Below are 24,447 nucleotides of genomic sequence, written 5' to 3' on the forward strand. Positions count from 1 at the left end.
ATTTACCCCCAAATTACTTTAACTGAATACACCAAGCAGCCTACCAACCAAACGATGGTGGCAACTTGTAAAAACAAACGCACGCCGAAAGGCTTAATGTAGTCCATCCACAAATCACGGATACCTACCCATGCATGCAGGAATACGGCCAAGAAGCTCACTTGGGTAAACACCTTCACCCAAGTTTGATCAAAAAATGCCTGCCATGCCGAATATTCTTTAGGCAACGTAAACAAAACAACCAAAAGAACCACGGTGTACACCAGCATGATGACCGCAGTTGCACGTTGCATTGCCCAATCGCGCAAACCGTAATGCGCACCTGTCAATTTACGTTCTACCATAACAAAGCTCCCAAAACGACGGTCAGAATCAAAGCAGAAGCAAATACAACTTTAGCAGTAGTACGGGCAGTATTTAATTCCAGGCCTTTATGCACATCCAAAAACAGAAAGCGGATACCGGCAAAAAAGTGGTGCAGATATGCCCACAACAGACCGATAAGGATCAGCTTCACAAACGGATTGGAAATAGCAGAACGATATGCTTCAAACGACGCTTCGCGATCCAGCGTTCCAGAGAAGAAATACAAGAGAACAGGCAGCATCACAAACAAGCCGACGCCGCTGATACGGTGAAGAATAGAAACAATCCCCGGTATGGGCAATCGGATATTCGGAATTTCCAAAAATACCGGGCGTGATTTGGCGGACATGGTCAGTTCCTCTAGATTTATTATCAGCTCAAAACCTATAGCTCAGCACTACAATAAGCTACATAAACCATAATTTACCTGTTTTATCTCATTTTGAACAGTGCAATTTATGAATGCTCTAATGATTTTTACCAAAAGACTAATAAAATCAAACAATCATTCTTAGATTTTTTTTTGCGTGGCTAGCCTTTTTTGTTACTTTCCTGCAATTAAGCATCTCCCCATCAAAGCACTTACGATAACATCATTATTGTTTGAGAATTGTATCTATTGTGAGATAAATTCTCACTCTTGATACCTAATCTTTACAAAGGCATAAGCCATTCTTAACTTATTACCATTGCATTATCACCACTACTCTTACATAGTTATACATTCAAAGACATTTCATCCATCTCTAGATGGACTAAAATACGGCACAACACCAACAATGTTTCCATACCTTATAAGGAAGCTGCATCATGACACACTCCCCTCATCAAAACACACCCGATCCGGAAGACTACATCCCCTCCTTCCGCCGTCGAAACTTGGACACATCCGGTTTTATGAAAAAACTCGGACGCTTTGCCGGCCGCCTGGGCAAACCTGTCGTCCGACAGCTTTATGCACTTTATTACCTTTGGGAATCTGAACACACGCCCAAACGGGCTAAAATGATTATTGTCGGCGCACTGGTTTATTTCCTCAGCCCTATCGACAGCATTCCCGACCTTCTGATTCCATTTGGCTTCAGCGATGACATTGCCGTCATTGCGCTGGTTTATTCTCAGATGAAAAACTATCTGACCGAAGATATTCAAGAAAAAGCCCGTCAAGCGGCTGACAAGCTGTTTGGTTCTTAATTGGATACAATTCGACTACACATATATAAATATGAGAAGAAGGCCGTCTGAATATTCAGACGGCCTTCTCAGTTTATGACTTTTTTATTTCAAAGGTTGCATACCCATAACTTCCATTAGGAAATTGGTAAACGCAGGATTGCTTGGCTTGGTATCCATGTTTTTCCAACGTTGCTGCCAACCACGCAAAGCACCTTGGATGTACTGTTTGGATTGCTCGGTAGTAATTTCACCACGTTGGCTGTCAACGGCAGAACGCAGATAAACTTCGTACATACTGTCATCGACAGAGTTGCGTCCCACTTGTTGGATACGGAAGCGGTTCAAATATTGGGCAGCCTGAACTTTAGTCAGACTACCTTGGCTCACTTGGGTACTCAAGCGACGTGCTTCATCATGAATCTTGGAAACATCTGCCCAATGCGAAGGAGCCAAATGATAACCGGTAGCTGAAACTTGTGAATCAGCCTTAGGTTTCTTGACGTTGGTTGGTCGAACTGGCACTTCTTTCAATGTTGGAACATAAATTGATTCACAACCGGCAAGTGCCGCCACAGCAAGGATAGGAAGAATGTATTTTTTCATGATGCGCATTATAAGCATGATTCGTTGAAGAAACCAACTTTTGAATAACGGTATTCAAAGCTCATTAACTGAATTACAACAGATTTCATACGATATCTCAAGCCCATACGCAAAAAAGGCCGTCTGAAAACGGCCTTTTAACAACAATCCTATATTATGCCAAATCGGCAAAGAGAGGCGTAGAAAGATAGCGTTCGCCATATGATGGCAACAAGACAACGATCAGCTTACCTTCGTTTTCAGGTTTTTTGGCCAGTTGCAATGCGCTCCATACTGCGGCACCTGAAGAAATACCTACCAAAATGCCTTCTTTTTCAGCCATAGCGCGTGCAGTTTCAAACGCTGCTTCGTTAGGTACTTTGACAATGCTGTCGTAAACAGTCGTATTCAAAACGCTGGGGATAAAGCCTGCGCCCAAACCTTGAATCGGATGTGGGCCTTTTTCGCCACCACTCAATACCGGAGAAGCTTCAGGCTCGACAGCCACGATTTGAACTTCGGGTTTGTATTTTTTCAACACTTCGCCCACGCCGGTAATCGTGCCGCCAGTACCCACACCGGCCACGAAAATATCTACTTTACCGTCTGTATCACGCCAAATCTCTTCGGCAGTGGTTTTGCGGTGAACTTCAGGATTGGCCTCGTTATCAAATTGGCGCGGCATGAAATAAGTGCCCGGATGTTCGTCCACTAAAGATTGGGCTTTGGCAATAGCGCCTGCCATGCCTTCGGCAGCAGGAGTCAAAATCAATTCTGCACCAAACGCACGCAGCAGCATTTTGCGTTCTTTACTCATGCTTTCAGGCATGGTGATGGCCAATTTATAACCGCGGGCCGCGCACACCATGGCCAAACCGATACCGGTATTGCCACTGGTTGCCTCGACGATAACGGTATCTTTATTGATTTTACCGGCTTGCTCGGCCGCTTCAATCATGGCTTCGGCAATACGGTCTTTCACGCTGCTGCCTGGATTAAAGAATTCAAGTTTAACGGCGATTTGCGCTTTTAAACCTTCGGTCAGGCGGTTCAGTTTCACCAGAGGTGTGTTGCCGATCAGCTCGGTAATATTATTTGCAATTTTCATTTCCTGCTCCTGATTTAGATGTAATACAGCCTGCATATTAAACTCAGGCCGTCTGAAAAACCAATATCGAAAATTTCTTTCTTTATAACTTTTGGTTCAAGCGCGGTCAATATCCACTGCGCTCAAAAATCAATGCAACGGCAACCACAGCCTGCATCACGACGGCAACCATCCAGCCTGCCCACATCTGCCGCATACTGAAAAGAGAGGCAGACTGCTTGCAAACAACCACTCTGTGCAGATAAAACACCAGCATCAGGACGCCCTGCAATGCAAACCAATAAATGGGTTTCAAAGCATAAATTTTCAGTAAGGCCACCCATGCAAAAACCGAGCCTGCCAGCGGCAAGATGAAATAAACCACGCCTGCCAAGAAAACAAAAGCCAAAGTCATGACGACATTGGAAACCGCAAATAAGGTCAAACCGGCATATTCGCCTGCCGACCAAAACTTTTTGTCTTCCGTTTTACTGCAGTCATCAATAAAGAAGAAAATACTGGCGATTGTCAGATAAAAATGAGGGATAAACAAAGGGCCCGTATGCGTAAAGCCCCACATTCCGGGCAACAAGCGTGCGCCCAGTGCCGAAATCCCCAGCCACAACAACACCGTAGCCCAAAGCCATTGAAACCGCTGTGCGCGAAAAATAAATGCCAACGATACCGCAGCATACGCAATGGCAAACCAAAAATCCAAAGAAACCATCATGAATACTGCAACTCGCCTTCAAAAACGGTTTCAGCAGGGCCGGTCATTTGCACATCGCCACCTTCTTCCCAACTGATAAACAATTCGCCTCCAGGCAAAGTAACACGCACAGGCGCACCCGCTTTCAGCAAGCCATTGCGCACGCCTGCCACCACCGCCGCACACGCTCCGGTGCCGCAAGCCTGAGTTTCCCCCACCCCGCGTTCAAACACACGCAGGCGGACTGACAACTCATCTTCAACCTGCAAAAAGCCGACATTGACCCGTTCAGGAAACTGCTCGTGAGATTCAATAGCGCCGCCCCAATGCTCCACCGGTGCGGTTTCAACATTATCAACCAAAATCACCGCATGCGGATTACCCATATTCACACAGCTTACCGGTACAGACTCCAAACCGACTAAGACAATATGTGTCAGCGCATCTTCATTTTCACCATGTGCAGGCACAAACGGAATTTCAGACGGCATGAAACGCGGTTTACCCATATTGACGGCAACCAAACCGTTATCCAACAGCTTCGGCACAATAATCCCTTTGGCCGTTTCGACCAAAATTTCCGTTTTATCCGTCAAACCCTTATCCGCGACAAAACGCGCAAAACAACGCGCTCCATTGCCGCACTGCTCTACTTCCCGACCATCGGCATTGAAAATGCGGTACCGAAAATCGACCGCATCAGAAGAAGGCTTCTCCACTACCAAAAACTGATCAAAACCCACGCCGCGATAGCGGTCTGCCCATTGAGCAAGCGGCGCAGCCAACGGATCAAAGTCCTGCTCGATGGCATTGACCACCATAAAATCATTGCCCAAGCCGTGCATCTTCGTAAATTTTAAAGTTTTCATTATTCATTCACATTCTTATTAAATCATTATTTCGGCACATTCTACACCAGAATGATATATCCGTTTCTATCTTGTTTTTCAGACGGCATTGCGCCCTTTTACCAATACTAACACCAGCCACCCCGCAAAAATACTATACTTCCCACATTACAAACATTTCTTATTACAAGGATACACATTATGAAAAAAGTTCTCTTACCTGCCCTTTTGGCCGCTTCACTCAGCGCATGTACAGTCGGCACACCCGGCGTTTCCGTCGGCTTAGGCGTCGGCACAAGTATCGGCCGCCACGTCGGCTTGGGCACATCCATCAACATCCCTGTTGGCTTGGACAAAACCACCAAAGGCACGGATTCAGACGGCATCCGTATCTCAGAAGAACAAATCGTGACCTATTTCGATGCACACGGCACACCCAGCAACAGCGCAGTCAAAGGCGGCTTCCATCGCCAACTGATCAGCAAACGCAACAACGAATATGTCGTCCAAGACTTTTACAGCGACAACAGCCAAAAACGCACGGACCCCTACGTCCTCAGCCGCAACCAACTGATGCAGTTCCGCGCCACGCCAAGCAACGGCTCGCTGACCACTTACGCCTACAACGGCACGGTGATGCAGCAGCAAGTGTTCCAAAACGGCAAATTGGTTAACGCCAAATACTAAAGGCCGTCTGAAACGGCTGGGGAGCATGTGAAACTTGATTACAAAATATTTTTAACATTCAAACATTTGAAATATTTTGCACCATTTTCTTAAAAATATTGATTGACACATTTTTTCCAGCCATTATAATACGCCCCATTCCCCGATAGCTCAGTCGGTAGAGCGACGGACTGTTAATCCGCAGGTCCCTGGTTCGAGCCCAGGTCGGGGAGCCAAATTTCAAAAGCCTGAACTGCTGTTCAGGCTTCCTTACATCAATAAGGAACGCTTGTTCTTTCCCAAAGAAAGCCCATGAATCCTCATAATAAAAAAGGCCGTCTGAAACCCAAATCTGGCTTCAGACGGCCTTTTATTTATTTTTAAATCAACGGAAGAAATCGCCCATACCTGCAGGCAGGCCTTGGGTGAATGCACCCATGGTTTTGTTGGTGGTTTCTTCGGCTTTTTCAGAAGCGGCATTGATAGCGGCCAATACCAAATCTTCCAACATTTCTTTGTCGTCAGCGGCTTCTTGAATCAAATCAGGGCTGATTTCAAGTTTGCGGACAACATGCGAACACGTCATCACAACTTTCACCAAACCATTGCCTGCTTCACCTTCAACTTCGGTTTCAGCCAGCTTGGCTTGTGCCTTTTTCATGTTTTCCTGCATTTGTTGAGCCTGTTTCATCAGGCCGCCTAATCCGGCTTTTCCGAACATATTTTACTCCTATGGGTTTGAAATAAATGGGTTCACTCATGCCGTCTGAAAAACGCTCTTGCCTTTCAGACGGCCTTGTATATCAGTATTTTAAGAATGTCCTGCCAATTCTAAAGAATCCGGCAGCCATTGCGCTTCAAAGGTTTGTAAGATTTTCTGCGCCGTTGTATCCGCTTCCAGCAAATCTTGCGCCTGCTGCCGCCCTTCTTCTTGAATACGTTTGCGGCGCATAACCGGCGTTTCCCAGCCTTTATCATCCTGCCAAGGCTCGGTTTGCAGCCTTAAATTGCCAAGATGGTATGCCTCGCTCAACGTCTGGCAGATTTTATCCAAGCGCTCTTTATTGGCAGTGGCTTTGGCCTCATCCGTCAACGACAGCATGATTAATCCTGCTTCCGCATCATAACTCGTCCATGCCGCATTTTGTGCCAACATCTGCGCCGCACCTAATTTACGGGCGAAACGTTCGATAATGCTGTGCCAATTCTCAGTTTTAAACTCAGGCAAAGGAGCGAACTGAAGCTCTTCTTCATCTCCCTCCTCTTCTTCAGGCTCAGCAGACACAACCGGCTGCGGTACTTCCATCACATCAGCACGATGTGAATCTTCAAATGCATATGCTTCATCAAAATACGGAGGTGGAATTTCCTCATCCATGTGCGGATATTCTTCCGGCTCAGGGGCCGTCTGAACTTTTGCAACAGGCAATGGCGCCTCCGCTTCTTGCATCTGCACCGTTTGTGTTTTAGGCGGCTCAGCCGATACTTGGCTCGGCATTTCCTCCCAAGGCGGTACATCCGCCTGTTGTTGCAGAACAGGCTGAACGGTTTCTTCAGACGGCCTTTCAACGGCATCCTGTTTGGCAGAAGCAGCCTCTTTCTCAACCGCCGTTGCTGCTATCGGCTCAGATTTCGGCAGCTGAAAAGGCTTTTTTTCGGCCTCAGCTTTCTGATGGTCGGAATGCAAATCCGTGTGTTCAATTTGGCTTTGCGTATCGCAACCCGAAGCAGCCAACGGCGCAAATGCAAGCATGCGCAAAAGCGTCATGACAAAACCGGCATACTCGTCCGGAGCCAGCGGCAAATCCTGTTTTCCATGAATAGCACATTGATAATAAAGCTGAATCTGCTCGCCACTCAAAGCCTGACTTAATCGCAGCAAAGTTTCACGTTCAGGGTCGTCATTTGCCAAGGCAGAAGGAATGGTTTGAATCAAAGCCAAACGTTGCAACAGCATGGCCAATTCTGCCAATGCGCTGTCAAAACCAATCGCTCTGGCAGACATTTCCTGAGCTTTTTCCAGCAAGGCCTCACCGTTTTGATTAATGATTCCTTCAAGCAACTCAAACAAGTATTGTTTATCGACCGCTCCGATCATCTGGCGGACATCTTGTTCGGCAACTTTACCCGAACCCATGGCAATCGCCTGATCCAAAAGGCTCAACGCATCACGCATCGAACCGGCGGCGGCACGTCCCAAAAGCTGCAAGGCCTGCGGCTGATAAGGAACGTTTTCACGGTCCAGGACATGTGCCAAATGCTCGGCAACCTGTTGGGTTGTCATGTTGCGTAAAACAAACTGCAAACAGCGGCTCAATACGGTAATGGGGACTTTGTGCGGATCGGTGGTCGCCAAAATGAATTTAACGTGTTCAGGCGGTTCTTCCAAAGTCTTCAGCATGGCATTGAACGCGCTTTTGGAAAGCATATGCACTTCGTCAATGATATAGACTTTGTATTTACCCGCAGTCGGCGCGTATTGTGCGTTTTCCAACACTTCGCGGATATTGTCGATACCGGTATTCGATGCCGCATCGATTTCCAATAAATCCACATAACGGCCGCTGTCGATTTGCGTACAGCTTTCACACTGACCGCATGGCTCGCCATGCACGGCATTTTCGCAGTTCAAGCTCTTGGCCAAAATTCTGGCAATCGTGGTCTTACCCACACCGCGCGTCCCTGTCAGCAGATAGGCATGGTGCAGACGGCCTTCGTCCAGCGCGTTGCGCAGGGCTTTGACGACGTGTTCCTGACCGACCAAATCGGCAAAGGTTTTCGGACGCCATTTTCGTGCAAGAACTTGATAAGCCATGTTGTTTCTCTACGGGAAATAAATCGGAAGGCCGTCTGAAAAGAATTATCCGCTCTTCAGACGGCCTCAGAAAATGGTATATATTCTAGCATTTTTTTGATTTTTATTAAGGATTTTCTATCAAGCCGACGGCGACAGCATGTCATCGCAATGTTAGAATGCTACACAAATGATAAACAATTTGAAGCTCAAATCATTATGTCTGAAATCATACTACGCAATCAATCAGCCACTATGCGAGTCAATACGATGGGCGGATATATTGACTCCCTGACTCTAAAAGGACGGGAAGTCTTATTTCCGAAAACCAGCGTTCAAGTCGCCAATGACACAAAATTACGCGGCGGTATGCACGTTTGCTTACCCCAATTCGGACCGGACAGCAAAAATCATCTGGCCCAACATGGTTTCGGCAGAACTTCAGACTGGGAAATCCGCCATCAAAATGAATCGGATATCGGTTTGAAATTAATCAGCACAGAAAAAGGCTATGAACACGTCGAATGGTTGCTTGATTACAGCCTGCCTAACGAAGATGAAGCTATCGCCATCCTAACTGTCTGCAATTACGGCGAATCGCCCGTCCGCACATCCCCGGGATTCCACCCCTACTTTACCGCCGCTGGCACACAATTTGATTTCAACGGCGCCCCATACGATGCCGACTATATCTCCCATACCGAATTTGTTTCCTCCGACCAGGATGCACACGTTGCATTTGACGGCTTGAAACTGGATATCCGCACCCACAATCTACCTGTGTATGCCCTCTGGAGCGATCGAAACGGTCAATATACTTGTGCGGAACCAACCGCAGAAGGCAATGCGTTTTTATCCCCTGCCCGAGGCGGACAATTTGTTTCAGGGCACAGCAAAAAACGTTACGCCATGAAAATCAGACTAACAGCTTAAATTGTTCTGCAAAAGTCATAAATACTTAAAAACCACCCAAACGGGTGGTTTTCTTATGGCTTACAGGCCATTATTATTATTGATTGCATTCGCAATATCGCGTACCGCTGTTACATACATGCGGCTGTGGTTATATTGCCATACCGTGTAGAAGTTATTCAGGCCCAAATAGTATTCAAATACGCCCGGGCTGGTTTCCAAAGCATACAATACAGCCTTTTCATTATCCGCAACAGCAGCTTGAGGCACGACACCCAAAGCTTTGAAATCTGCGACAGTGCGCGTCAAGGCAGTTTTCTCATCGATAATCGCCTGCAAGTGTGGAGTAATCGTCAGACTGACCGGCACAACCATCTTACCGCCGGTCTGCCAACCATGCTGTTTCATATAATTGGCAACAGAAGCCGCCACATCGCCGACATTATTCCAAATATCGCGATGACCATCACCATCATAGTCCACCGCCCATTTACGGTAGCTTGAAGGCATAAATTGCGGCATGCCCATCGCGCCAGCATAGCTGCCTTTGAAGTCAAAAATATTTTCTTTTTCTTCTTTTGCCATCAGCAAAAATTCGCTCAATTCGTTTTGGAAAAATTCGGCACGGCGGGGATAATCAAAGGCCAATGTACTCAAGGCATCGGCAACGCGGAAGCTGCCCGTATTTTTGCCGTAATTGGTTTCAATACCGAGAATCGCCACAATCAATTCGGCAGGTACGCCGTATTTGCGCGCCACATCATCGATTACGGCACGGTTTGCCGCATAGAATTGTCTGCCGCCGTTAAATTTGGCTACACCGGAGTTACCGGTACGGAATTCATACCACGGACGCGAAGTGCTTGGGCGGTACATAATGGTAATAATATTGCCTTTATACACCACGCCATTGAAGAAGTTACGCAATTCTTCCGCACTGAAACGACGGTTTTTCACTTCATATTGGATAAACTGCTGAACATTGACGTTTTCATTAAAACCACTGCTGGCAACAGATTCAGCCGCAGCATCAAATACAGGTCGTTTTGCAGAGGAAACAGGCTCGACAGGTTTTGCCGTATCAACAGCAGGCTTTTGCGGAGTGCCGCATGAAGCTAAAGCCAAAGCAGTCAGACCTATCCCAAAGATTTTGATTTTATTCATAAATAATCTCTTTACTAAATAATACGACAAACCCGAACACGAATGAATATTCGGCCAATACATCATCTCTTCCGCTATATTTCCAGACAGACTTAAAAAATATAGACAAATCGATATTTACTTAATTCGGCTCAAGCAGATAAACAAGGCCGTCTGAAATTCAAGGAAACCCTTGATTTTCAGACGGCCTTGAATGAATCAATTACTCAGCGGCTGCAACAACAGCAACGGTAATTTTAGCAACAGCGTCGGTGTGCAGAGCCACTTCAACTTCGTATTCGCCAACAGCTTTCAGAGGACCGTTAGGCAGACGTACGTTTGCTTTAGCAGCTTGGATACCGGTAGCAACAATCGCTTCAGCGATGTCAGCATTGGTAACAGAACCGAACAGACGACCATCAACACCGGCTTTTTGAGCAACAGTAATGGTTTGGCCTTCCAGTTTTTCTTGACGGGCTTTAGCATCAGCCAAGATTTCAGCTTGTTTGGCTTCCAATTCAGCGCGGCGTGCTTCGAATTCTTTCATGTTGGCTTCGGTTGCACGTTTTGCTTTACCGGCAGGGATCAGGAAGTTGCGTGCGTAACCGTTTTTAACGGTAACGATATCACCCAAGTTACCCAGACCGCCGATTTTTTCTAACAGAATAATTTGCATGATTTAAACTCCAAAATTATTTGTGTTGATCGGTGTAAGGCAACAGAGCCAGGAAACGGGCACGTTTCACAGCAGTAGCCAACTGACGTTGGTAGTGTGCTTTAGTACCAGTAATGCGGGCAGGGATGATTTTGCCGTTTTCAGAGATGAAGTCTTTCAACAAATCAACTTGTTTGTAATCAACTTCTTGGATTTTTTCAGCCGTAAAGCGGCAGAATTTTCTACGTTTGAATGATTGACGAGCCATTGTCGTTTAACCTTTATATTCTTTAATGTTCTGTATGCGTAGTACCGGCTTGGGGAAGCGTTGGCTGCGTTGCGCCAAAAAACCTTCCGACTCGATGACGGCATCTTGCCGATACTGCCATTCCTCAGCCTGCTTACCTAAAATCCGTGCAGGAATTTCAAATTTGACCAGACATTTCTGTCCGTTTTCTTCCTGCCAAGATTCATGTTGCAACACAATATCTAAAACAGGAATTCCTGCCGGCGTATATCTCAAAGGCTGAACCTGCAAGATACGGGCGGTAAGCTTAATCAGATTATTCAATCTTATTCGGCTGCTGCAACTTCTTCAGCCGCACCGTTCAGCAAGTTTTTTGCTTTTTCGCCACCCAGCATTGGGGAAGCTTCAGTTACAGCGTGTTTTGTTTTGATGGTCAGGTGACGCAGTACGGCATCATTGAAGCGGAAAGCAGTTTCCAACTCTTCAACCACTTCAGGAGTAGTTTCGATATTCATCAAAACATAGTGTGCTTTGTGGATTTTGTTGATTGGGTAAGCCAATTGACGACGGCCCCAGTCTTCCAAACGGTGGATTTTACCGTTGGCTTCAGTAATCATGGTTTTGTAACGCTCAACCATAGCAGGCACTTGCTCGCTTTGATCAGGATGAACGATAAACACGATCTCGTAATGACGCATGTTATCTCCTTATGGATGATTAAAAACAGCCTTTCACCATGCGAAGTAAAAGGCAAGGCAAAGAGGCTGAATTTTATCCGCATTTCTTAAAAAATACAAGTCCGGATTCAAAATCCACTTTCTTTTCAATTAAAAAACAACATTAGGCCTTAGGGTTATTTCCTAGCAAACCACTCAACTATCTGCTAAAAATCTGCTAAAATCTGCCCCATCCTAATAAATACAGCATCAGAAGGCACACAATCATGGCTCTTTTGCAGATTTCCGAACCCGGCATGTCCGCCGCCCCCCATCAACACCGCCTCGCCGTAGGCATTGATTTAGGCACAACCAACAGCTTGGTGGCCACCATACGCAGCGGCAGCGCAGTCTGCCTGCCCGATTCAGACGGCCGTACCACCCTGCCTTCGGTTGTCCGTTATTTGGATGGCGGAGTCGAAGTCGGCAAAAACGCCCTTTCTGCCCAAAAAACCGATCCGCTAAATACCGTCAGCTCCGCCAAACGCCTGATCGGCCGCACCCTTACCGACCTTACACAAGATGCGCAATACCTGCCCTATCAATTTACCCCCAATGAGCGCGTGGTCGAATTAAACACCCGTCAAGGTGCGAAAACGCCTATCGAAGTATCGGCAGAAATCCTCAAAGCCCTCAAATTGCGCGCCGAAGAAACATTGGGCGGCGATTTGGTCGGCGCCGTCATTACCGTTCCTGCCTATTTCGACGATGCCCAACGTCAAGCCACCAAAGATGCCGCGCGTTTGGCAGGCTTGAATGTATTGCGCCTGCTCAACGAGCCGACTGCCGCCGCAATCGCCTACGGACTGGACAACGCCTCAGAAGGCACGTTTGTCGTTTATGACTTGGGCGGCGGCACATTCGACGTATCCGTATTGCAACTGACTAAAGGCCTGTTTGAAGTCAAAGCCACCGGCGGCAACAGCGCATTGGGCGGCGACGACTTCGACCATCGCTTGTTCTGCCACCTGCTGGAACAAAACGACCTTTCCAAACTCAACGAACAAGACAGCCAGCTTCTGCTTTCCCTTGTCCGTGCCGCCAAAGAAAAACTGACCACTCAAACCGAAGCCGTCATCGAAACTACACTTTCAGACGGCCATAAAGTCCATACTGTCATTACCCGCCAAGAGTTTCACAATCTGACCCAAAATCTGGTGCAAAAAACCATAGAGCCGGTCAAACAAGCACTGAAAGACGCAGGCGTGACCAAAGCCGACATTAAAGGCGTGATTATGGTCGGCGGCTCGACCCGCATGTTACATGTTCAACAAGCGGTCGCCACCTTCTTTGGACAAACTCCGCTAAACAACCTCAACCCAGACGAAGTGGTTGCACTCGGTGCCGCCATACAGGCAAATGTCCTTGCCGGCAACAAAACCGACGGCGAATGGCTGCTGCTGGACGTTACCCCCCTGTCGCTCGGTTTGGAAACCTATGGCGGCCTTGCTGAGAAAATCATCCCGCGCAACTCCACCATTCCTACCGCGCGCGCGCAGGACTTCACTACTTTCAAAGACGGCCAGACCGCCATGACGATACACGTCGTACAAGGCGAGCGCGAACTCGTTTCCGACTGCCGCAGCCTGGCCAAATTTACCCTGCGCGGCATTCCGCCGATGGCCGCAGGCGCAGCGCGTATCCGCGTAACCTTCCAAGTTGACGCCGACGGTTTGCTGTCTGTTTCCGCACAAGAACAAAGCACCGGCGTACAGGCGCAAATCGAAGTCAAACCTTCCTACGGTTTAGACGACAGCACCATCACCCAAATGCTCAAAGACAGTATGAACAACGCCGCCGAAGACATGGCCGCACGCGCACGCGCCGAAGCCGTAGTCGAAGCCGAAAGCCTGACCGACGCCGTCAATGCCGCCCTTGAGTTGGACAGCGATTTATTGGAAGCCGAAGAATTGCAACAGATTCAACAAGACATCGCCGCTTTGCAAGGCTATCTGAAAGACGGCAAAGCCGAAGACATCCGCGCCGCCGTCGCCAAACTCAGCCACAGCACTGACAACTTCGCCGCCAAACGCATGAACCGCAACATCCAACGTGCGCTGACAGGGCAGAGTGTGGATGATATTTGACGGCAAACAGTTTCAGACGGCCTCGGAAGATACAAAGGTCGTCTATCTAAATATCCAAAAACTGAAACGATTTCTTTTATGCGACTCTGGCACCAAACCCTTATCCCCCTACTCCCCCGTGCCCAGCTTTTGGGGCAACACCGCGAATGCGCTGCTTTACGCGGGGCGGGCTGGGGCAGGACGCATGCAACGGTAAATTACGTTTTTACCCATTCGCCCTACAAACTCTATCTTTACCATTCCTTGATTATGGAAGAGATGGAAAAGCGCGGTTACAAACCCGATGCCTTATGGAAAGACCCGCTATATCGCGGCAAAGCCATTGCCCCATACCATTCGCACGCGGCTGAAACAGCTACTTCGCCGATTTATGCCGAACATGATGATGCTTACTTGGACGAATGTCTGGAAAATTTAAAAAGTAAAGGCATCATGTTATAAACCCATTTTTCAGACGGCCTGAATATTGAATACCCAAGGCCGTCTGAAACTACTTTAACCACAACCACTCTTAAACAACCGAGACAATAAAAATGCCAAAAATTACCGTACTCCCACACGCGACATTATGCCCCGAAGGCGCGGTTATCGAAGACGCACCGGAAGGTCAAACCGTCCTTGACGTACTGCTCGACCACGATATCGAAGTCGATCACGCCTGTGAAAAATCCTGCGCCTGCACCACCTGCCACGTTATCATCCGCAAAGGTTTTGACAGCTTGGAAGAGCCGAGCGAACTGGAAGAAGACCTGCTCGACCAGGCATGGGGCTTGGAAGCCGATTCACGCTTGAGCTGTCAGGCAGTTGTTGCCGATGAAGATTTGGTCGTAGAAATTCCCAAATATACGATCAACCATGCACGTGAAGACCACTAGAACAAGGCTTAATGAAAAAGGCCGTCTGAAACCACAAATTCATGGTTTTCAGACGGCCTGTTGCTTATGCGGCAAACTATTTGATATGAGGAAAAATAAAACGCATACGCGAAATCTGCATGGAGGCCACTTTCTGCGTAGCGGAGTAATTTTCAATTTTTTCTTGCATTCTGATTTGATGCAGATTGCCGTTATAACGGGGAGCAACGTTCTGAGATTTGTTGACTGTCGGCAGTTCAGCCTCAGCCTTCAAAGCTTCCTCTGCCTCAATCGCCGAAAGTGCAGCCTCATCCCTTGCCAAACCGAAACGCTCGATAATGGCATTGGCTTCCTCTATATAACGCGATTTGTCCGCGCCATTTTCCAACACCGCATCTTCAAGCACGACCGACAAATGCTTGCTGCAATTTTCGATACGCTCGGCGATGCGCGAATAAACCATCCAACGTTTCAACCTCAATGCGCCTGCATCGTCATTGGATGAAGCAGCATCCAGTTTAATCAAGCCATAATGTTTGCCGTAATACAGACGGAACACCAGCTGTTTCAAACCTTCTGTTTCGTCCAGCATCCGATAAAATTCGCGAACCAACAACAGCAAACGGTCAAATGCACCTGCTTTGGACAGATACTCCGGCTCATCGGAAGCGAGCGCGTAAATCAGTTTGGACAGCTTGGCGTTGAGTGCGTTATTCATCTTTTTTCCTTTTATTTTTAAGCGATGGATTGTCTTAAGAGCCGTTCCAAAAAATTTGGTTGCATAGCGAAATGTAAATTTTGCATGGAAACCAAATCATTCAAAACGGAATAGAAAGTATAAAACGGTAGATTCAAAAGGAATATGCCGTGAATTTTAAGTGTCTTGCCGTATTTTAACGCAACTATGCTATTTTGTTAAAAAATAGCGCCATCATTTATCTGCCCTTCTTCCGTAAAACAATCTGGCAGTCCGACTTCTTCTTGATTAAAATAATTGGCAATAGTCGAAACCCAATAAAGGAACACATCATGAAATGGACAGATACTCAACGCATCGCCGAAGAACTCTACGATTTACACGGCGACAGCATCGACCCGAAAACCGTTCGTTTTACCCAACTGCGTGATTTGATTATGACTCTGCCTGAATTTGACGATGATCCGGCGCGTTGCGGCGAGCGTATTCTCGAAGCCGTGCAACAAGCATGGATAGATGAAGCAGAATAATCTTTCTCCCTTCCCTATCAAACAAGACCTCAGGCTGTTTTTTCAGACGGCCTGAGGTCTTTATTAAATCTATTCATACAATTTCGGAAAATTTCGAAATTGACTCATACCAACCTCAAATTTATTATGCAACCTGACAACAAATAAAAGATATGCAGAAGGTGCATAACCATGAATCACGCTCGAGAAATCGCCGCTTTAAACAACAGCCTTTCCGATTTGAAAGGCGACATCAATGTTTCATTCGAATTTTTCCCGCCGAAAAACGAACAAATGGAAACCATGCTGTGGGATTCCATCCATCGTCTGCAAACCTTGCATCCGAAATTCGTTTCCGTAACCTACGGTGCAAACTCCGGCGAACGCGACCGCACACACAGTATCGTTAAACGCATCAAACAAGAAACCGGCCTTGAAGCCGCCCCTCACTTGACTGGTATCGATGCCAGCCCTGACGAGTTACGCCAAATCGCCAAAGATTATTGGGACAGCGGTATCCGCCGCATTGTCGCCCTGCGTGGCGACGAGCCGCCCGGCTACGAGAAAAAACCTTTCTATGCCGAAGATTTGGTCAAGCTGTTGCGCTCCGTTGCCGACTTTGATATTTCCGTAGCAGCCTATCCAGAAGTGCACCCGGAAGCCAAATCCGCACAAGCCGACTTAATCAATCTGAAACGCAAAATCGATGCGGGCGCAAACCACGTTATTACCCAATTCTTTTTCGACGTGGAAAGCTATCTGCGCTTCCGCGACCGTTGCGTGATGATGGGCATTGACGTTGAAATCGTTCCCGGCATCCTGCCCGTAACCAATTTCAAACAATTGACCAAAATGGCCCAAGTGACCAACGTCAAAATCCCAAGCTGGCTGTCTAAAATGTACGAAGGTTTGGATGATGACCAAGGCACGCGCAACCTTGTTGCCGCCAGCATCGCCATCGACATGGTCAAAGTCCTCTCGCGCGAAGGTGTCAAAGACTTCCACTTCTACACCCTCAACCGCAGCGAACTAACTTACGCCATCTGCCATATTTTGGGCGTGCGTCCGCGTTAATAAAACAGACGGCCTCCCCATTCTGATTTACAATATCGAACATTCAGGCCATACCGGCCTGATTCAAAATTCCAACTAGGAGAGTTAACATGACAACATTGCATTTTTCAGGCTTCCCGCGCGTCGGTGCCTTCCGCGAATTGAAATTCGCACAAGAAAAATACTGGCGCAAAGAAATCAGCGAGCAAGAATTGCTGGCTGTTGCTAAAGACTTGCGCGAGAAAAACTGGAAACACCAAGCCGCGGCCAACGCTGATTACGTTGCCGTAGGCGATTTCACTTTCTACGACCACATCCTCGACCTGCAAGTTGCCACCGGTGCCATCCCTGCCCGTTTCGGCTTCGACAGCCAAAACCTGTCTTTGGAACAATTCTTCCAACTGGCGCGTGGTAACAAAGACCAATTCGCTATCGAAATGACCAAATGGTTCGACACCAACTACCACTACTTGGTGCCTGAATTCCACGCCGATACCGAATTCAAAGCCAACGCCAAACACTACGTTCAACAACTGCAAGAAGCCCAAGCTTTGGGTCTGAAAGCCAAACCGACCATCGTCGGCCCATTGACTTTCCTGTGGGTAGGTAAAGAAAAAGGCGCTGTCGAATTCGACCGTCTGAGCCTGTTGCCTAAACTGTTGCCTGTTTACGTTGAAATCCTGAACGCTTTGGTTGAAGCCGGTGCCGAATGGATTCAAATCGACGAGCCTGCTTTAGCTGTCGACCTGCCTAAAGAATGGGTGGAAGCCTACAAAGACGTTTACGCCACTTTGAGCAAAGTAAACGCCAAAATCTTGTTGAGCACTTACTTCGGTTCTGTTGCCGAACACGCTGCTTTGCTGAAATCCCTGCCTGTTGACGGCCTGCACATCGACTTGGTACGCGCCCCTGAGCAACTGGACGCATTTGCCGACTACGACAAGGTTCTGTCTGCCGGCGTTATCGACGGCCGCAACATTTGGCGCGCCAACCTGAACAAAGTTTTGGAAACTGTTGAGCCTCTGCAAGCCAAACTGGGCGACCGTTTGTGGATCTCCAGCTCTTGCTCTCTGCTGCACACTCCATTTGACTTGTCAGTTGAAGAAAAACTGAAAGCCAATAAACCTGACCTGTACTCTTGGTTGGCATTCACCCTGCAAAAAACCCAAGAATTGCGCGTTCTGAAAGCCGCATTGAATGAAGGTCGTGATTCTGTTGCCGAAGAACTGGCCGCCAGCCAAGCTGCTGCCGACTCCCGTGCCAACAGCAGCGAAATCCACCGTGCAGACGTTGCCAAACGCCTGGCCGATTTGCCTGCCAACGCAGACCAACGCAAATCTCCATTTGCCGACCGTATCAAAGCGCAACAAGCATGGTTGAACCTGCCTCTGCTGCCGACTACCAACATCGGTTCTTTCCCACAAACTACCGAAATCCGCCAAGCACGCGCAGCCTTCAAAAAAGGCGAACTGTCTGCCGCCGATTACGAAGCTGCGATGAAAAAAGAAATCGCCTTGGTGGTTGAAGAGCAAGAAAAACTGGACTTGGACGTACTGGTACACGGCGAAGCCGAGCGTAACGACATGGTCGAATACTTCGGCGAACTGTTGAGCGGTTTTGCATTCACCCAATACGGCTGGGTACAAAGCTACGGCTCACGCTGCGTTAAACCACCTATCATCTTCGGTGACGTAAGCCGTCCTGAAGCCATGACTGTCGCCTGGTCTACTTACGCACAAAGCCTGACCAACCGCCCGATGAAAGGTATGTTGACCGGTCCTGTAACCATTCTGCAATGGTCTTTCGTCCGCAACGATATTCCTCGCTCTACCGTGTGCAAACAAATCGCACTGGCTCTGAACGACGAAGTATTGGATCTGGAAAAAGCCGGCATCAAAGTCATCCAAATTGACGAACCTGCCATCCGCGAAGGTCTGCCTTTGAAACGTGCCGATTGGGATGCCTACCTGAACTGGGCCGGTGAATCTTTCCGCCTGTCCTCTACCGGTTGCGAAGACAGCACCCAAATCCACACTCATATGTGCTACTCTGAGTTCAACGACATCCTGCCTGCCATCGCCGCCATGGACGCTGACGTCATCACCATCGAAACTTCACGTTCCGACATGGAGCTCTTGACTGCGTTCGGCGAGTTCAAATATCCGAACGACATCGGCCCGGGCGTTTACGACATCCACAGCCCACGCGTACCGACTGAAGCTGAAGTTGAGCATCTGTTGCGCAAAGCCATCGAGGTTGTACCGGTTGAACGTCTGTGGGTTAACCCAGACTGCGGCCTGAAAACACGTGGCTGGAAAGAAACTCTGGAACAACTCCAAGTGATGATGAACGTAACCCACAAACTGCGTGCCGAACTGGCTAAATAATGTGAGTTAGATGAAAGGCCGTCTGAAAATTTTCAGACGGCCTTTTTTATTTATCGATATTTAAAAAATAAATATCATGAATTCAACAGTTTACAAAATCCCTGTCGTTATATGATGTTCTTCCACTCCTGATGTATACACGTTCTTAGTATGGTGATACACAGCATCTTTAGTTGTTGCGACAATATAGTTGGCTTCTGACAAGATATCGCTCAAGGCAACTTTACTGCCGGTCGTATTCACCTTTGTCAGTGCTGCACCATTATGGCTATTGCCTTCTGAATACGTTTTGATGTTATTTTCAAAGCGCAGCCATGAATCATACAGTTCGTCTTTGATGTCCGTCATGATTTTATTGTTGGCTACATTTAAAGATGCCTTGCCCTTAGGGTTGGTACTGTATACGTCTACCAAAACATCATCTAGGGCACCACCAAGTTTCAATGTGTTATTAGTGATGTTGTACTCTTTGGCATTGCTTTTCAAATAAGCAAATTCGACATAGCCGTCAGATTTTTCACGCACGGAAATTTTGTTGTTGTGAATTGTCACCGCACCATGCATAGCGACATTGCCATGGTGTTCTTCCACATAAACCGGTACTGCGCCTTTCATAATCTTGCCGATATCGGCATCATTGCCGCTAATGGTAATAGTACCGCTGCCAATGCCGTTTTTAGATAAAACGCGGTCGTAGGTATCGTTGATGACGGCAATCAGATATTTGGTGGATTCGCCGCTGATCTTGTTATTTGCCATATTGAGCGTGTAATCCATTTTGCTTTCATGGTTACGGAACTCAATCGCGTAAGTCTGAATATTGTTTTGATAAACCGTCAGATTTTTAATGACATTATTGCTGATATCGAAATAGCCTTTGTTAGCCGAGTGCAAATCTTTGTATTGGGTATTGGTTTGCACCTGAATCCCTGAATACATGTGATAGTACTTGCCCAAGTCATCATCAACATTCAAACGGAAGCTCGGGTCTTGGATAATGGTATTGCCGGTAATTTTGACTTTATCCATAGAAAACTGGCGGTTGTAAGCAGCAATACCATACAGCCGGTCACCTGTTAACACATTGTCTTCAATGACAATGCCTGTACCATCATGCACATCCAAGCCTTTGCGGTAGTTGTGGTTGGTCGTGTTTTTACGGTATGTGACACCGTAATTGTAGCTGCCCGCAACCACAGCCATACCGTAGCCGGTACCGCCGTCCGCTTCGTGGCCGTTCCAATCCAAACGGTTGCCCTCGCCGATAAAGTTTTGTTGGAAACCGATCAGCGCACCGGCAACGCGGTTGTGGTGCAGATACGAATCAACAATACGGTTGTTTTCACCCAAAGGCAGCGCTTCATATTTTTCATCAATTTCGCCGCTTTGTACGCGCTCTTTAAAGGTCAGCTTATGACCTTTTTCCTTTTCCAAAGAAGCGGTCGACGTGAACATCACACCAGCACGATTGGCACCGGAAACCTCTACTTTACTGATTAAAGTATTGTCCGCATCGTTCACCAAAATGCCGTTTACCTTGCCAAAATAGCTTAAGCCTTTGCGGTAAAAATCAGGGTTGGTATATTGAACCGACAAGTTGGCAATGGTTTTATTGTTTTGTCCATCGATCAAGATACCGGCAAATTGGCGAATGTCATCATGGTTGGTGTTCGGATTGAACACGCCTGTCTGCACCTTATCAAACGTTACTTTGGTTTTACCCATCCCCGAACCAAACAAACCGCGTGCGCCGGAAACGGTTTTATCCATCACAATCTGGTTGGAAATATAGTAGGTACCATCCAAGAAGACCATGGCTTTTTCTTTATGAGCCGCTTCTAAAGCCGCTTTAAATGCCTGAAGGCTGTCTTTTTTACCCTGCGCATCGGCACCAAAATCATTCACGCGAACATAATTACCGTACTCTTTAGATTGATACACGCGGTATTTTCCAGAGACACCGGCCCTGCTTTCGGCATGATCGTCAATTTTGTTTTCTTTGACTGAACTGAGGTGGCTATCGTGACTCATGGCTGTTTGTTTGCCTGAAGAAACACTCACGACTTTGTTATGGCCGTCTGAATCGTTCAAAATCTTTTTATGCACAATTTCGACTGTTTTTTTTCCTTCGGCAATTCTGTCTTCTGCCTCTTTTTCTTTGCGGGCAGCGTCTTGTTTGGCTTTACGCTCTGCAATCGCTTTTTCGACTGCTGCTTTATGCGCTTCTTTTGCATGCTCGACGGCGTTTGCTTTGGCTGTGGCGGCTTCGGCTATTTTTTTTGCTTTAGCCTCTTCGTATTTTTTTTGCTTTTCAGCCAGAATTTTTTCCATTGATTGATTAACCGGTTTGTTTACCGGCTCTTTTGAAACAACCTGTTTGTCCATTACTTTAGACGCAATGGTATTTTTACCGGAAACGCTACTTGCAGAAGCAACACTGGCCCGTACGACACGCATTTTTGTTACAACGCCGTCTGAAGATGATGAGGTACTGTTTAATCTTGCCGCCTCAGCCACATGAACCGCATCTCTCGTTACAGTATTTTTACCGCTTAATTGCTTGGGTTCAGGAAAAACAGACGGACTTCCCCCAAAATTTTGGGTGTGTATCCATTCTTTTAGAGGAGAAGATGATTCGGAAGTGGTTTCAGGAGTTGAGGAGCCTTGACGGATATGGGTACGGCCAAGAGGGGCAAGTTTATGTGACATAATCAGCGTATTTCCTTGTATCAAATATCGTCCTTTCCCACCGCACAAGCGTGCAACAAAAAAGTTCGATGAATAAAGAGGTAAGACGGATTCTGTCGTAACAGCAATTGCCTGTATAAAGCTGGCCACTTTGAGAAACTCGGCAGCGTTTCCCCTTCTGCCGATTTTCTGATTGAAAACGGTAATGGTGTTTGGACAGAACCCTTGGATGACTTTTATAGGTAATCTGTCCGCGCACCATGTGTCCGGTTATTTTTGACGGAAAATGTATCAGAGTCCCTTTTTAATTGATTAGTTCATCCAAAGTTAAGTTATTTTTGATTTTTATAGCAAAATAAAAATGGTTTTATCTTGCATTGTTTTCTTTTTTGGCGTGACAGAGTTAATACCGCGAAGCCAAAAAGGAGGGGAATTCTAACACAATATGTTTTTAGCATTCCCCATTTAACTAAATTTACAAAATATACAAAATAAATATCTATAAATGTTTTTAACTTCATCGAAAAATCAATAAAATTCGATATTTTCAATGTGTATTTTTACAACATAATTGCGCATTATATACCGATTATCTTAAAATGCTACCGTTTGTTTGTAAAATTTAGCATTTTATTATTTGTCTTCCCTCTCTAAAATCCAATAAAAAAGGCCGTCTGAAAAAATATTTCAGACGGCCTTTTTTATTGAATGCGTTCTATTTAACAAACTTCGACCAACCAGCCATGTTTGTCTTCTGCCAAACCGTATTGGATGTCGGTAATCGCCTTACGGATTGCATAACCGCGCTCTTGGCTCTTCACTTCAATTTCTTTACCATCAATCACGAAAGAAGTTACCGGAGAAATAACCGCAGCCGTACCGGTCAGAATCGCTTCCGCACCATTCTCAATCGCGGCTTTCAGCTCGTCGACAGTAAAGTTGCGCTCGGTAACGGTGTAGCCCAAATCTTTGGCAACAGTCAGTACAGAATCGCGGGTAACGCCGTGTAAGAATTCGTCGGTCAACGGTTTGGTAATGATTTCATCGCCGTTAATCAGGATAAAGTTAGACGCGCCGGTTTCCTGAACATCGCCATTCGGGCAGAACAATACTTGGTTTGCACCGTGCTCTGCTTTGGCTTTCAATACCCAAGGCATGGCGGAAGCGTAGTTGCCGCCGCATTTCACACGACCCATGTGCGGGGCGCAACGGATGTGTTCGGTTTCCACCAAGATTTTAACGGGCGAACCGGCTTTGAAATAGTCGCCGACAGGAGAAGCCAGAATGTACAGCAAAGCAGTTTCGGAAGGAGAACCGGCCTTACCGATCACAGGGTCGGTACCGATCAAAGTCGGACGCAGGTACAAAGCGGCAGGCGCATCAGGAATTTCCTCGGCGGAACGTTTGACCAATTCGATCAAAGCATTCAAATAAGCTTCCGTTTCAGGACGCGGCAGGTGCAGAATATCTGCGCTTTGCTGCATGCGCGCGATATTGGCGGTCGGGCGGAACATCACGATTTTGCCGTTTGCCTGACGGAATGCCTTCAAACCCTCAAAACATTCGCTGCCGTAATGCAAGGCGTGCGCGCCGGGGGCGATTGTCAGGTCTTTGGAAGATTGCCATTCTACCGGCTGCCATTTACCTTCACGATAAGCGATAACGGGCATTTCAGCGTGAAAAACGCTGCCGAATACGGCTGGAACTGGTCTGCTCATGATGATTGCCTTTCTTATTCTGATGTGCAAAATAAATTAATTAAAGACTGAACAATACGCCTTTCAATATAGGTTTGACAAGTACCCGTCAGCATAAAGACACCGCCCCCTGCCGTCTGAAACATGCCGTCCTATCCGAAATCCGGCAAATCGTTTAAACTGATACCATTTTTCAGACGGCCTGCCCCAACCGCAGCCAACCCGGAGTAACCCATGAAACTCATCTCTACCATCATCAAAATCCTGATTCTTCTTGTTTTCCTCCTGCTGGCCATCACCAATACCCACACCGTATCCTTCTTCTACCTGCCCGGCCAAAACGTCAATCTGCCACTGATTGTCGTGCTTTTCGGTGCCTTTATTATCGGCATCGTGTTCGGTATGTTTGCCCTCTTCGGCCGTCTGCTGTCCCTGCGCAGCGAAAACAACCGCCTGCGTGCCGAAGTGAAAAAATACGCCCACCTTTCCGAAAAAGACCTGACCCCGGTCAAAACCGAAACACCGGCAACGACTTCCGAAGCCACTCCCAAAGCGTAACGCCACCAATCAATAA

At 47.1% G+C, this 24,447-nt stretch carries 26 protein-coding genes and 1 tRNA gene; 11 read left to right on the forward strand and 16 right to left on the reverse strand.

The annotated features are described in order from the left end of the window. Positions 1-2: 2 nt before the first annotated feature. Positions 3-344 (reverse strand): succinate dehydrogenase, hydrophobic membrane anchor protein, encoded by a 342-nt coding sequence (gene sdhD, locus ACTHTJ_RS05805; RefSeq protein WP_004519264.1) that lies wholly within the window; start codon positions 342-344, stop codon positions 3-5. Continuing rightward, the gene (gene sdhC, locus ACTHTJ_RS05810) at positions 338-715 is read right to left on the reverse strand and encodes a succinate dehydrogenase, cytochrome b556 subunit (protein WP_004519263.1); all 378 of its coding nucleotides are present in this window, start codon (positions 713-715) and stop codon (positions 338-340) included. The genes sdhD and sdhC overlap by 7 nt, the downstream gene beginning before the upstream one ends. 461 nt (positions 716-1,176) lie before the next feature. Here sdhC and ACTHTJ_RS05815 point away from each other — a divergent pair, with 461 nt between their 5' ends. Then, a complete protein-coding gene (locus ACTHTJ_RS05815; protein ID WP_049329785.1) occupies positions 1,177-1,560 on the forward strand; it encodes a YkvA family protein in 384 nt (127 codons plus the stop codon). A gap of 84 nt (positions 1,561-1,644) precedes the next feature. Here ACTHTJ_RS05815 and ACTHTJ_RS05820 read toward each other — a convergent pair whose 3' ends face one another. From ACTHTJ_RS05820 to dapF, 4 genes are all read right to left on the reverse strand, one after another. Further along, positions 1,645-2,145, reverse strand: a complete 501-nt coding sequence (locus tag ACTHTJ_RS05820) for a membrane lipoprotein lipid attachment site-containing protein (protein WP_371444493.1) — start codon at positions 2,143-2,145, stop codon at positions 1,645-1,647. 154 nt (positions 2,146-2,299) lie between these two features. Beyond that, positions 2,300-3,232 carry a cysteine synthase A gene (cysK, locus tag ACTHTJ_RS05825; protein ID WP_100066632.1) on the reverse strand — a complete coding sequence of 311 codons (933 nt, stop codon included), beginning with the start codon at positions 3,230-3,232 and terminating at the stop codon, positions 2,300-2,302. A 106-nt stretch (positions 3,233-3,338) separates the two neighbouring features. Continuing rightward, the gene (locus ACTHTJ_RS05830) at positions 3,339-3,941 is read right to left on the reverse strand and encodes a hypothetical protein (RefSeq protein ID WP_070713376.1); all 603 of its coding nucleotides are present in this window, start codon (positions 3,939-3,941) and stop codon (positions 3,339-3,341) included. Then, a complete protein-coding gene (dapF, locus tag ACTHTJ_RS05835; protein ID WP_070583651.1) occupies positions 3,938-4,789 on the reverse strand; it encodes a diaminopimelate epimerase in 852 nt (283 codons plus the stop codon). The genes ACTHTJ_RS05830 and dapF overlap by 4 nt, the downstream gene beginning before the upstream one ends. A 180-nt stretch (positions 4,790-4,969) precedes the next feature. Here dapF and ACTHTJ_RS05840 point away from each other — a divergent pair, with 180 nt between their 5' ends. After that, entirely contained in the window at positions 4,970-5,455 is a 486-nt protein-coding gene (locus ACTHTJ_RS05840) for a NemA protein (protein WP_070583654.1), read from the forward strand. Positions 5,456-5,594: 139 nt separating this feature from the next. Beyond that, positions 5,595-5,670: transfer RNA gene (locus ACTHTJ_RS05845), tRNA-Asn, on the forward strand. 149 nt (positions 5,671-5,819) lie between these two features. Here the strand turns inward: ACTHTJ_RS05845 and ACTHTJ_RS05850 are convergent. Both ACTHTJ_RS05850 and dnaX read right to left on the reverse strand, forming a co-directional pair. Next, the gene (locus tag ACTHTJ_RS05850) at positions 5,820-6,155 is read right to left on the reverse strand and encodes a YbaB/EbfC family nucleoid-associated protein (protein WP_003678854.1); all 336 of its coding nucleotides are present in this window, start codon (positions 6,153-6,155) and stop codon (positions 5,820-5,822) included. Between the two features lie 90 nt (positions 6,156-6,245). Next, positions 6,246-8,249 (reverse strand): DNA polymerase III subunit gamma/tau, encoded by a 2,004-nt coding sequence (dnaX, locus tag ACTHTJ_RS05855; protein ID WP_070583656.1) that lies wholly within the window; start codon positions 8,247-8,249, stop codon positions 6,246-6,248. A 198-nt stretch (positions 8,250-8,447) separates the two neighbouring features. On the opposite strand from dnaX, the gene ACTHTJ_RS05860 reads away from it, so the two are divergent. Further along, a complete protein-coding gene (locus ACTHTJ_RS05860) occupies positions 8,448-9,161 on the forward strand; it encodes an aldose epimerase family protein (RefSeq protein WP_070583705.1) in 714 nt (237 codons plus the stop codon). Between the two features lie 60 nt (positions 9,162-9,221). On the opposite strand, the gene mltB is transcribed toward ACTHTJ_RS05860, so the two are convergent. The 5 genes from mltB to rpsF all read right to left on the reverse strand — a co-directional run bounded on the left by mltB (position 9,222) and on the right by rpsF (position 11,883). Continuing rightward, positions 9,222-10,304 carry a lytic murein transglycosylase B gene (gene mltB / locus ACTHTJ_RS05865; RefSeq protein WP_070583660.1) on the reverse strand — a complete coding sequence of 361 codons (1,083 nt, stop codon included), beginning with the start codon at positions 10,302-10,304 and terminating at the stop codon, positions 9,222-9,224. A gap of 202 nt (positions 10,305-10,506) precedes the next feature. Further along, positions 10,507-10,959, reverse strand: a complete 453-nt coding sequence (rplI, locus tag ACTHTJ_RS05870; RefSeq protein WP_036490126.1) for a 50S ribosomal protein L9 — start codon at positions 10,957-10,959, stop codon at positions 10,507-10,509. A gap of 16 nt (positions 10,960-10,975) precedes the next feature. Beyond that, complete coding sequence (rpsR, locus tag ACTHTJ_RS05875) at positions 10,976-11,206, reverse strand: 30S ribosomal protein S18 (protein ID WP_003678863.1); 231 nt, start codon at positions 11,204-11,206, stop codon at positions 10,976-10,978. Positions 11,207-11,212: 6 nt separating this feature from the next. Continuing rightward, positions 11,213-11,515 (reverse strand): primosomal replication protein N, encoded by a 303-nt coding sequence (gene priB / locus ACTHTJ_RS05880; protein WP_180947864.1) that lies wholly within the window; start codon positions 11,513-11,515, stop codon positions 11,213-11,215. Next, on the reverse strand, positions 11,512-11,883 hold the full coding sequence (gene rpsF / locus ACTHTJ_RS05885) for a 30S ribosomal protein S6 (protein ID WP_004519252.1): 372 nt from the start codon (positions 11,881-11,883) through the stop codon (positions 11,512-11,514). Before rpsF ends, priB begins: the two co-directional genes overlap by 4 nt. A gap of 245 nt (positions 11,884-12,128) precedes the next feature. Between rpsF and hscA the strand changes: the two genes are divergently transcribed. The 3 genes from hscA (at position 12,129) to fdx (ending at position 14,863) form a co-directional block, all read left to right on the forward strand. Continuing rightward, entirely contained in the window at positions 12,129-13,988 is a 1,860-nt protein-coding gene (gene hscA / locus ACTHTJ_RS05890; protein WP_070583662.1) for a Fe-S protein assembly chaperone HscA, read from the forward strand. Positions 13,989-14,066: 78 nt separating this feature from the next. Beyond that, positions 14,067-14,429, forward strand: a complete 363-nt coding sequence (locus ACTHTJ_RS05895) for a TIGR02328 family protein (RefSeq protein WP_070583664.1) — start codon at positions 14,067-14,069, stop codon at positions 14,427-14,429. 92 nt (positions 14,430-14,521) lie between these two features. Continuing rightward, a complete protein-coding gene (fdx, locus tag ACTHTJ_RS05900; RefSeq protein ID WP_003745561.1) occupies positions 14,522-14,863 on the forward strand; it encodes an ISC system 2Fe-2S type ferredoxin in 342 nt (113 codons plus the stop codon). Positions 14,864-14,939: 76 nt separating this feature from the next. Here fdx and ACTHTJ_RS05905 read toward each other — a convergent pair whose 3' ends face one another. Continuing rightward, positions 14,940-15,560 carry a hypothetical protein gene (locus tag ACTHTJ_RS05905; RefSeq protein WP_070583666.1) on the reverse strand — a complete coding sequence of 207 codons (621 nt, stop codon included), beginning with the start codon at positions 15,558-15,560 and terminating at the stop codon, positions 14,940-14,942. Positions 15,561-15,871: 311 nt separating this feature from the next. Here ACTHTJ_RS05905 and iscX point away from each other — a divergent pair, with 311 nt between their 5' ends. From iscX to metE, 3 genes are all read left to right on the forward strand, one after another. Next, entirely contained in the window at positions 15,872-16,069 is a 198-nt protein-coding gene (gene iscX / locus ACTHTJ_RS05910) for a Fe-S cluster assembly protein IscX (protein ID WP_070583668.1), read from the forward strand. A gap of 171 nt (positions 16,070-16,240) precedes the next feature. Next, the gene (gene metF, locus ACTHTJ_RS05915) at positions 16,241-17,122 is read left to right on the forward strand and encodes a methylenetetrahydrofolate reductase (protein WP_070583669.1); all 882 of its coding nucleotides are present in this window, start codon (positions 16,241-16,243) and stop codon (positions 17,120-17,122) included. Between the two features lie 89 nt (positions 17,123-17,211). Beyond that, positions 17,212-19,488 (forward strand): 5-methyltetrahydropteroyltriglutamate--homocysteine S-methyltransferase, encoded by a 2,277-nt coding sequence (gene metE, locus ACTHTJ_RS05920; protein ID WP_070814297.1) that lies wholly within the window; start codon positions 17,212-17,214, stop codon positions 19,486-19,488. A gap of 90 nt (positions 19,489-19,578) precedes the next feature. Here metE and ACTHTJ_RS05925 read toward each other — a convergent pair whose 3' ends face one another. Then, positions 19,579-21,819 (reverse strand): right-handed parallel beta-helix repeat-containing protein, encoded by a 2,241-nt coding sequence (locus ACTHTJ_RS05925; protein WP_440360861.1) that lies wholly within the window; start codon positions 21,817-21,819, stop codon positions 19,579-19,581. A gap of 1,076 nt (positions 21,820-22,895) precedes the next feature. Beyond that, the gene (gene ilvE, locus ACTHTJ_RS05930) at positions 22,896-23,894 is read right to left on the reverse strand and encodes a branched-chain-amino-acid transaminase (protein WP_107768908.1); all 999 of its coding nucleotides are present in this window, start codon (positions 23,892-23,894) and stop codon (positions 22,896-22,898) included. A gap of 213 nt (positions 23,895-24,107) precedes the next feature. Here ilvE and ACTHTJ_RS05935 point away from each other — a divergent pair, with 213 nt between their 5' ends. Further along, on the forward strand, positions 24,108-24,431 hold the full coding sequence (locus ACTHTJ_RS05935; RefSeq protein ID WP_070583678.1) for a LapA family protein: 324 nt from the start codon (positions 24,108-24,110) through the stop codon (positions 24,429-24,431). The last annotated feature ends 16 nt before the right edge of the window (positions 24,432-24,447 follow it).

It is taken from the genome of Neisseria sp. P0018.S001, from assembly GCF_051957355.1.
GTDB classification, from domain to species: Bacteria; Pseudomonadota; Gammaproteobacteria; order Burkholderiales; family Neisseriaceae; genus Neisseria; species Neisseria subflava_A.

Coding starts and splice junctions, on each gene's coding strand:
- metE (WP_070814297.1), top strand. CDS start 17,212: ATGACAACATTGCATTTTTCAGGCTTCCCGCGCGTCGGTGCCTTCCGC.
- dnaX (WP_070583656.1), bottom strand. CDS start 8,249: ATGGCTTATCAAGTTCTTGCACGAAAATGGCGTCCGAAAACCTTTGCC.
- ACTHTJ_RS05905 (WP_070583666.1), bottom strand. CDS start 15,560: ATGAATAACGCACTCAACGCCAAGCTGTCCAAACTGATTTACGCGCTC.
- dapF (WP_070583651.1), bottom strand. CDS start 4,789: ATGAAAACTTTAAAATTTACGAAGATGCACGGCTTGGGCAATGATTTT.
- rpsF (WP_004519252.1), bottom strand. CDS start 11,883: ATGCGTCATTACGAGATCGTGTTTATCGTTCATCCTGATCAAAGCGAG.
- ACTHTJ_RS05815 (WP_049329785.1), top strand. CDS start 1,177: ATGACACACTCCCCTCATCAAAACACACCCGATCCGGAAGACTACATC.
- rpsR (WP_003678863.1), bottom strand. CDS start 11,206: ATGGCTCGTCAATCATTCAAACGTAGAAAATTCTGCCGCTTTACGGCT.
- mltB (WP_070583660.1), bottom strand. CDS start 10,304: ATGAATAAAATCAAAATCTTTGGGATAGGTCTGACTGCTTTGGCTTTA.
- ACTHTJ_RS05830 (WP_070713376.1), bottom strand. CDS start 3,941: ATGATGGTTTCTTTGGATTTTTGGTTTGCCATTGCGTATGCTGCGGTA.
- ACTHTJ_RS05840 (WP_070583654.1), top strand. CDS start 4,970: ATGAAAAAAGTTCTCTTACCTGCCCTTTTGGCCGCTTCACTCAGCGCA.
- ACTHTJ_RS05850 (WP_003678854.1), bottom strand. CDS start 6,155: ATGTTCGGAAAAGCCGGATTAGGCGGCCTGATGAAACAGGCTCAACAA.
- cysK (WP_100066632.1), bottom strand. CDS start 3,232: ATGAAAATTGCAAATAATATTACCGAGCTGATCGGCAACACACCTCTG.
- rplI (WP_036490126.1), bottom strand. CDS start 10,959: ATGCAAATTATTCTGTTAGAAAAAATCGGCGGTCTGGGTAACTTGGGT.
- metF (WP_070583669.1), top strand. CDS start 16,241: ATGAATCACGCTCGAGAAATCGCCGCTTTAAACAACAGCCTTTCCGAT.
- ACTHTJ_RS05935 (WP_070583678.1), top strand. CDS start 24,108: ATGAAACTCATCTCTACCATCATCAAAATCCTGATTCTTCTTGTTTTC.
- ACTHTJ_RS05925 (WP_440360861.1), bottom strand. CDS start 21,819: ATGGAAAAAATTCTGGCTGAAAAGCAAAAAAAATACGAAGAGGCTAAA.
- fdx (WP_003745561.1), top strand. CDS start 14,522: ATGCCAAAAATTACCGTACTCCCACACGCGACATTATGCCCCGAAGGC.
- ACTHTJ_RS05895 (WP_070583664.1), top strand. CDS start 14,067: ATGCGACTCTGGCACCAAACCCTTATCCCCCTACTCCCCCGTGCCCAG.
- sdhD (WP_004519264.1), bottom strand. CDS start 344: ATGGTAGAACGTAAATTGACAGGTGCGCATTACGGTTTGCGCGATTGG.
- ilvE (WP_107768908.1), bottom strand. CDS start 23,894: ATGAGCAGACCAGTTCCAGCCGTATTCGGCAGCGTTTTTCACGCTGAA.
- sdhC (WP_004519263.1), bottom strand. CDS start 715: ATGTCCGCCAAATCACGCCCGGTATTTTTGGAAATTCCGAATATCCGA.
- iscX (WP_070583668.1), top strand. CDS start 15,872: ATGAAATGGACAGATACTCAACGCATCGCCGAAGAACTCTACGATTTA.
- ACTHTJ_RS05860 (WP_070583705.1), top strand. CDS start 8,448: ATGTCTGAAATCATACTACGCAATCAATCAGCCACTATGCGAGTCAAT.
- ACTHTJ_RS05820 (WP_371444493.1), bottom strand. CDS start 2,145: ATGAAAAAATACATTCTTCCTATCCTTGCTGTGGCGGCACTTGCCGGT.
- hscA (WP_070583662.1), top strand. CDS start 12,129: ATGGCTCTTTTGCAGATTTCCGAACCCGGCATGTCCGCCGCCCCCCAT.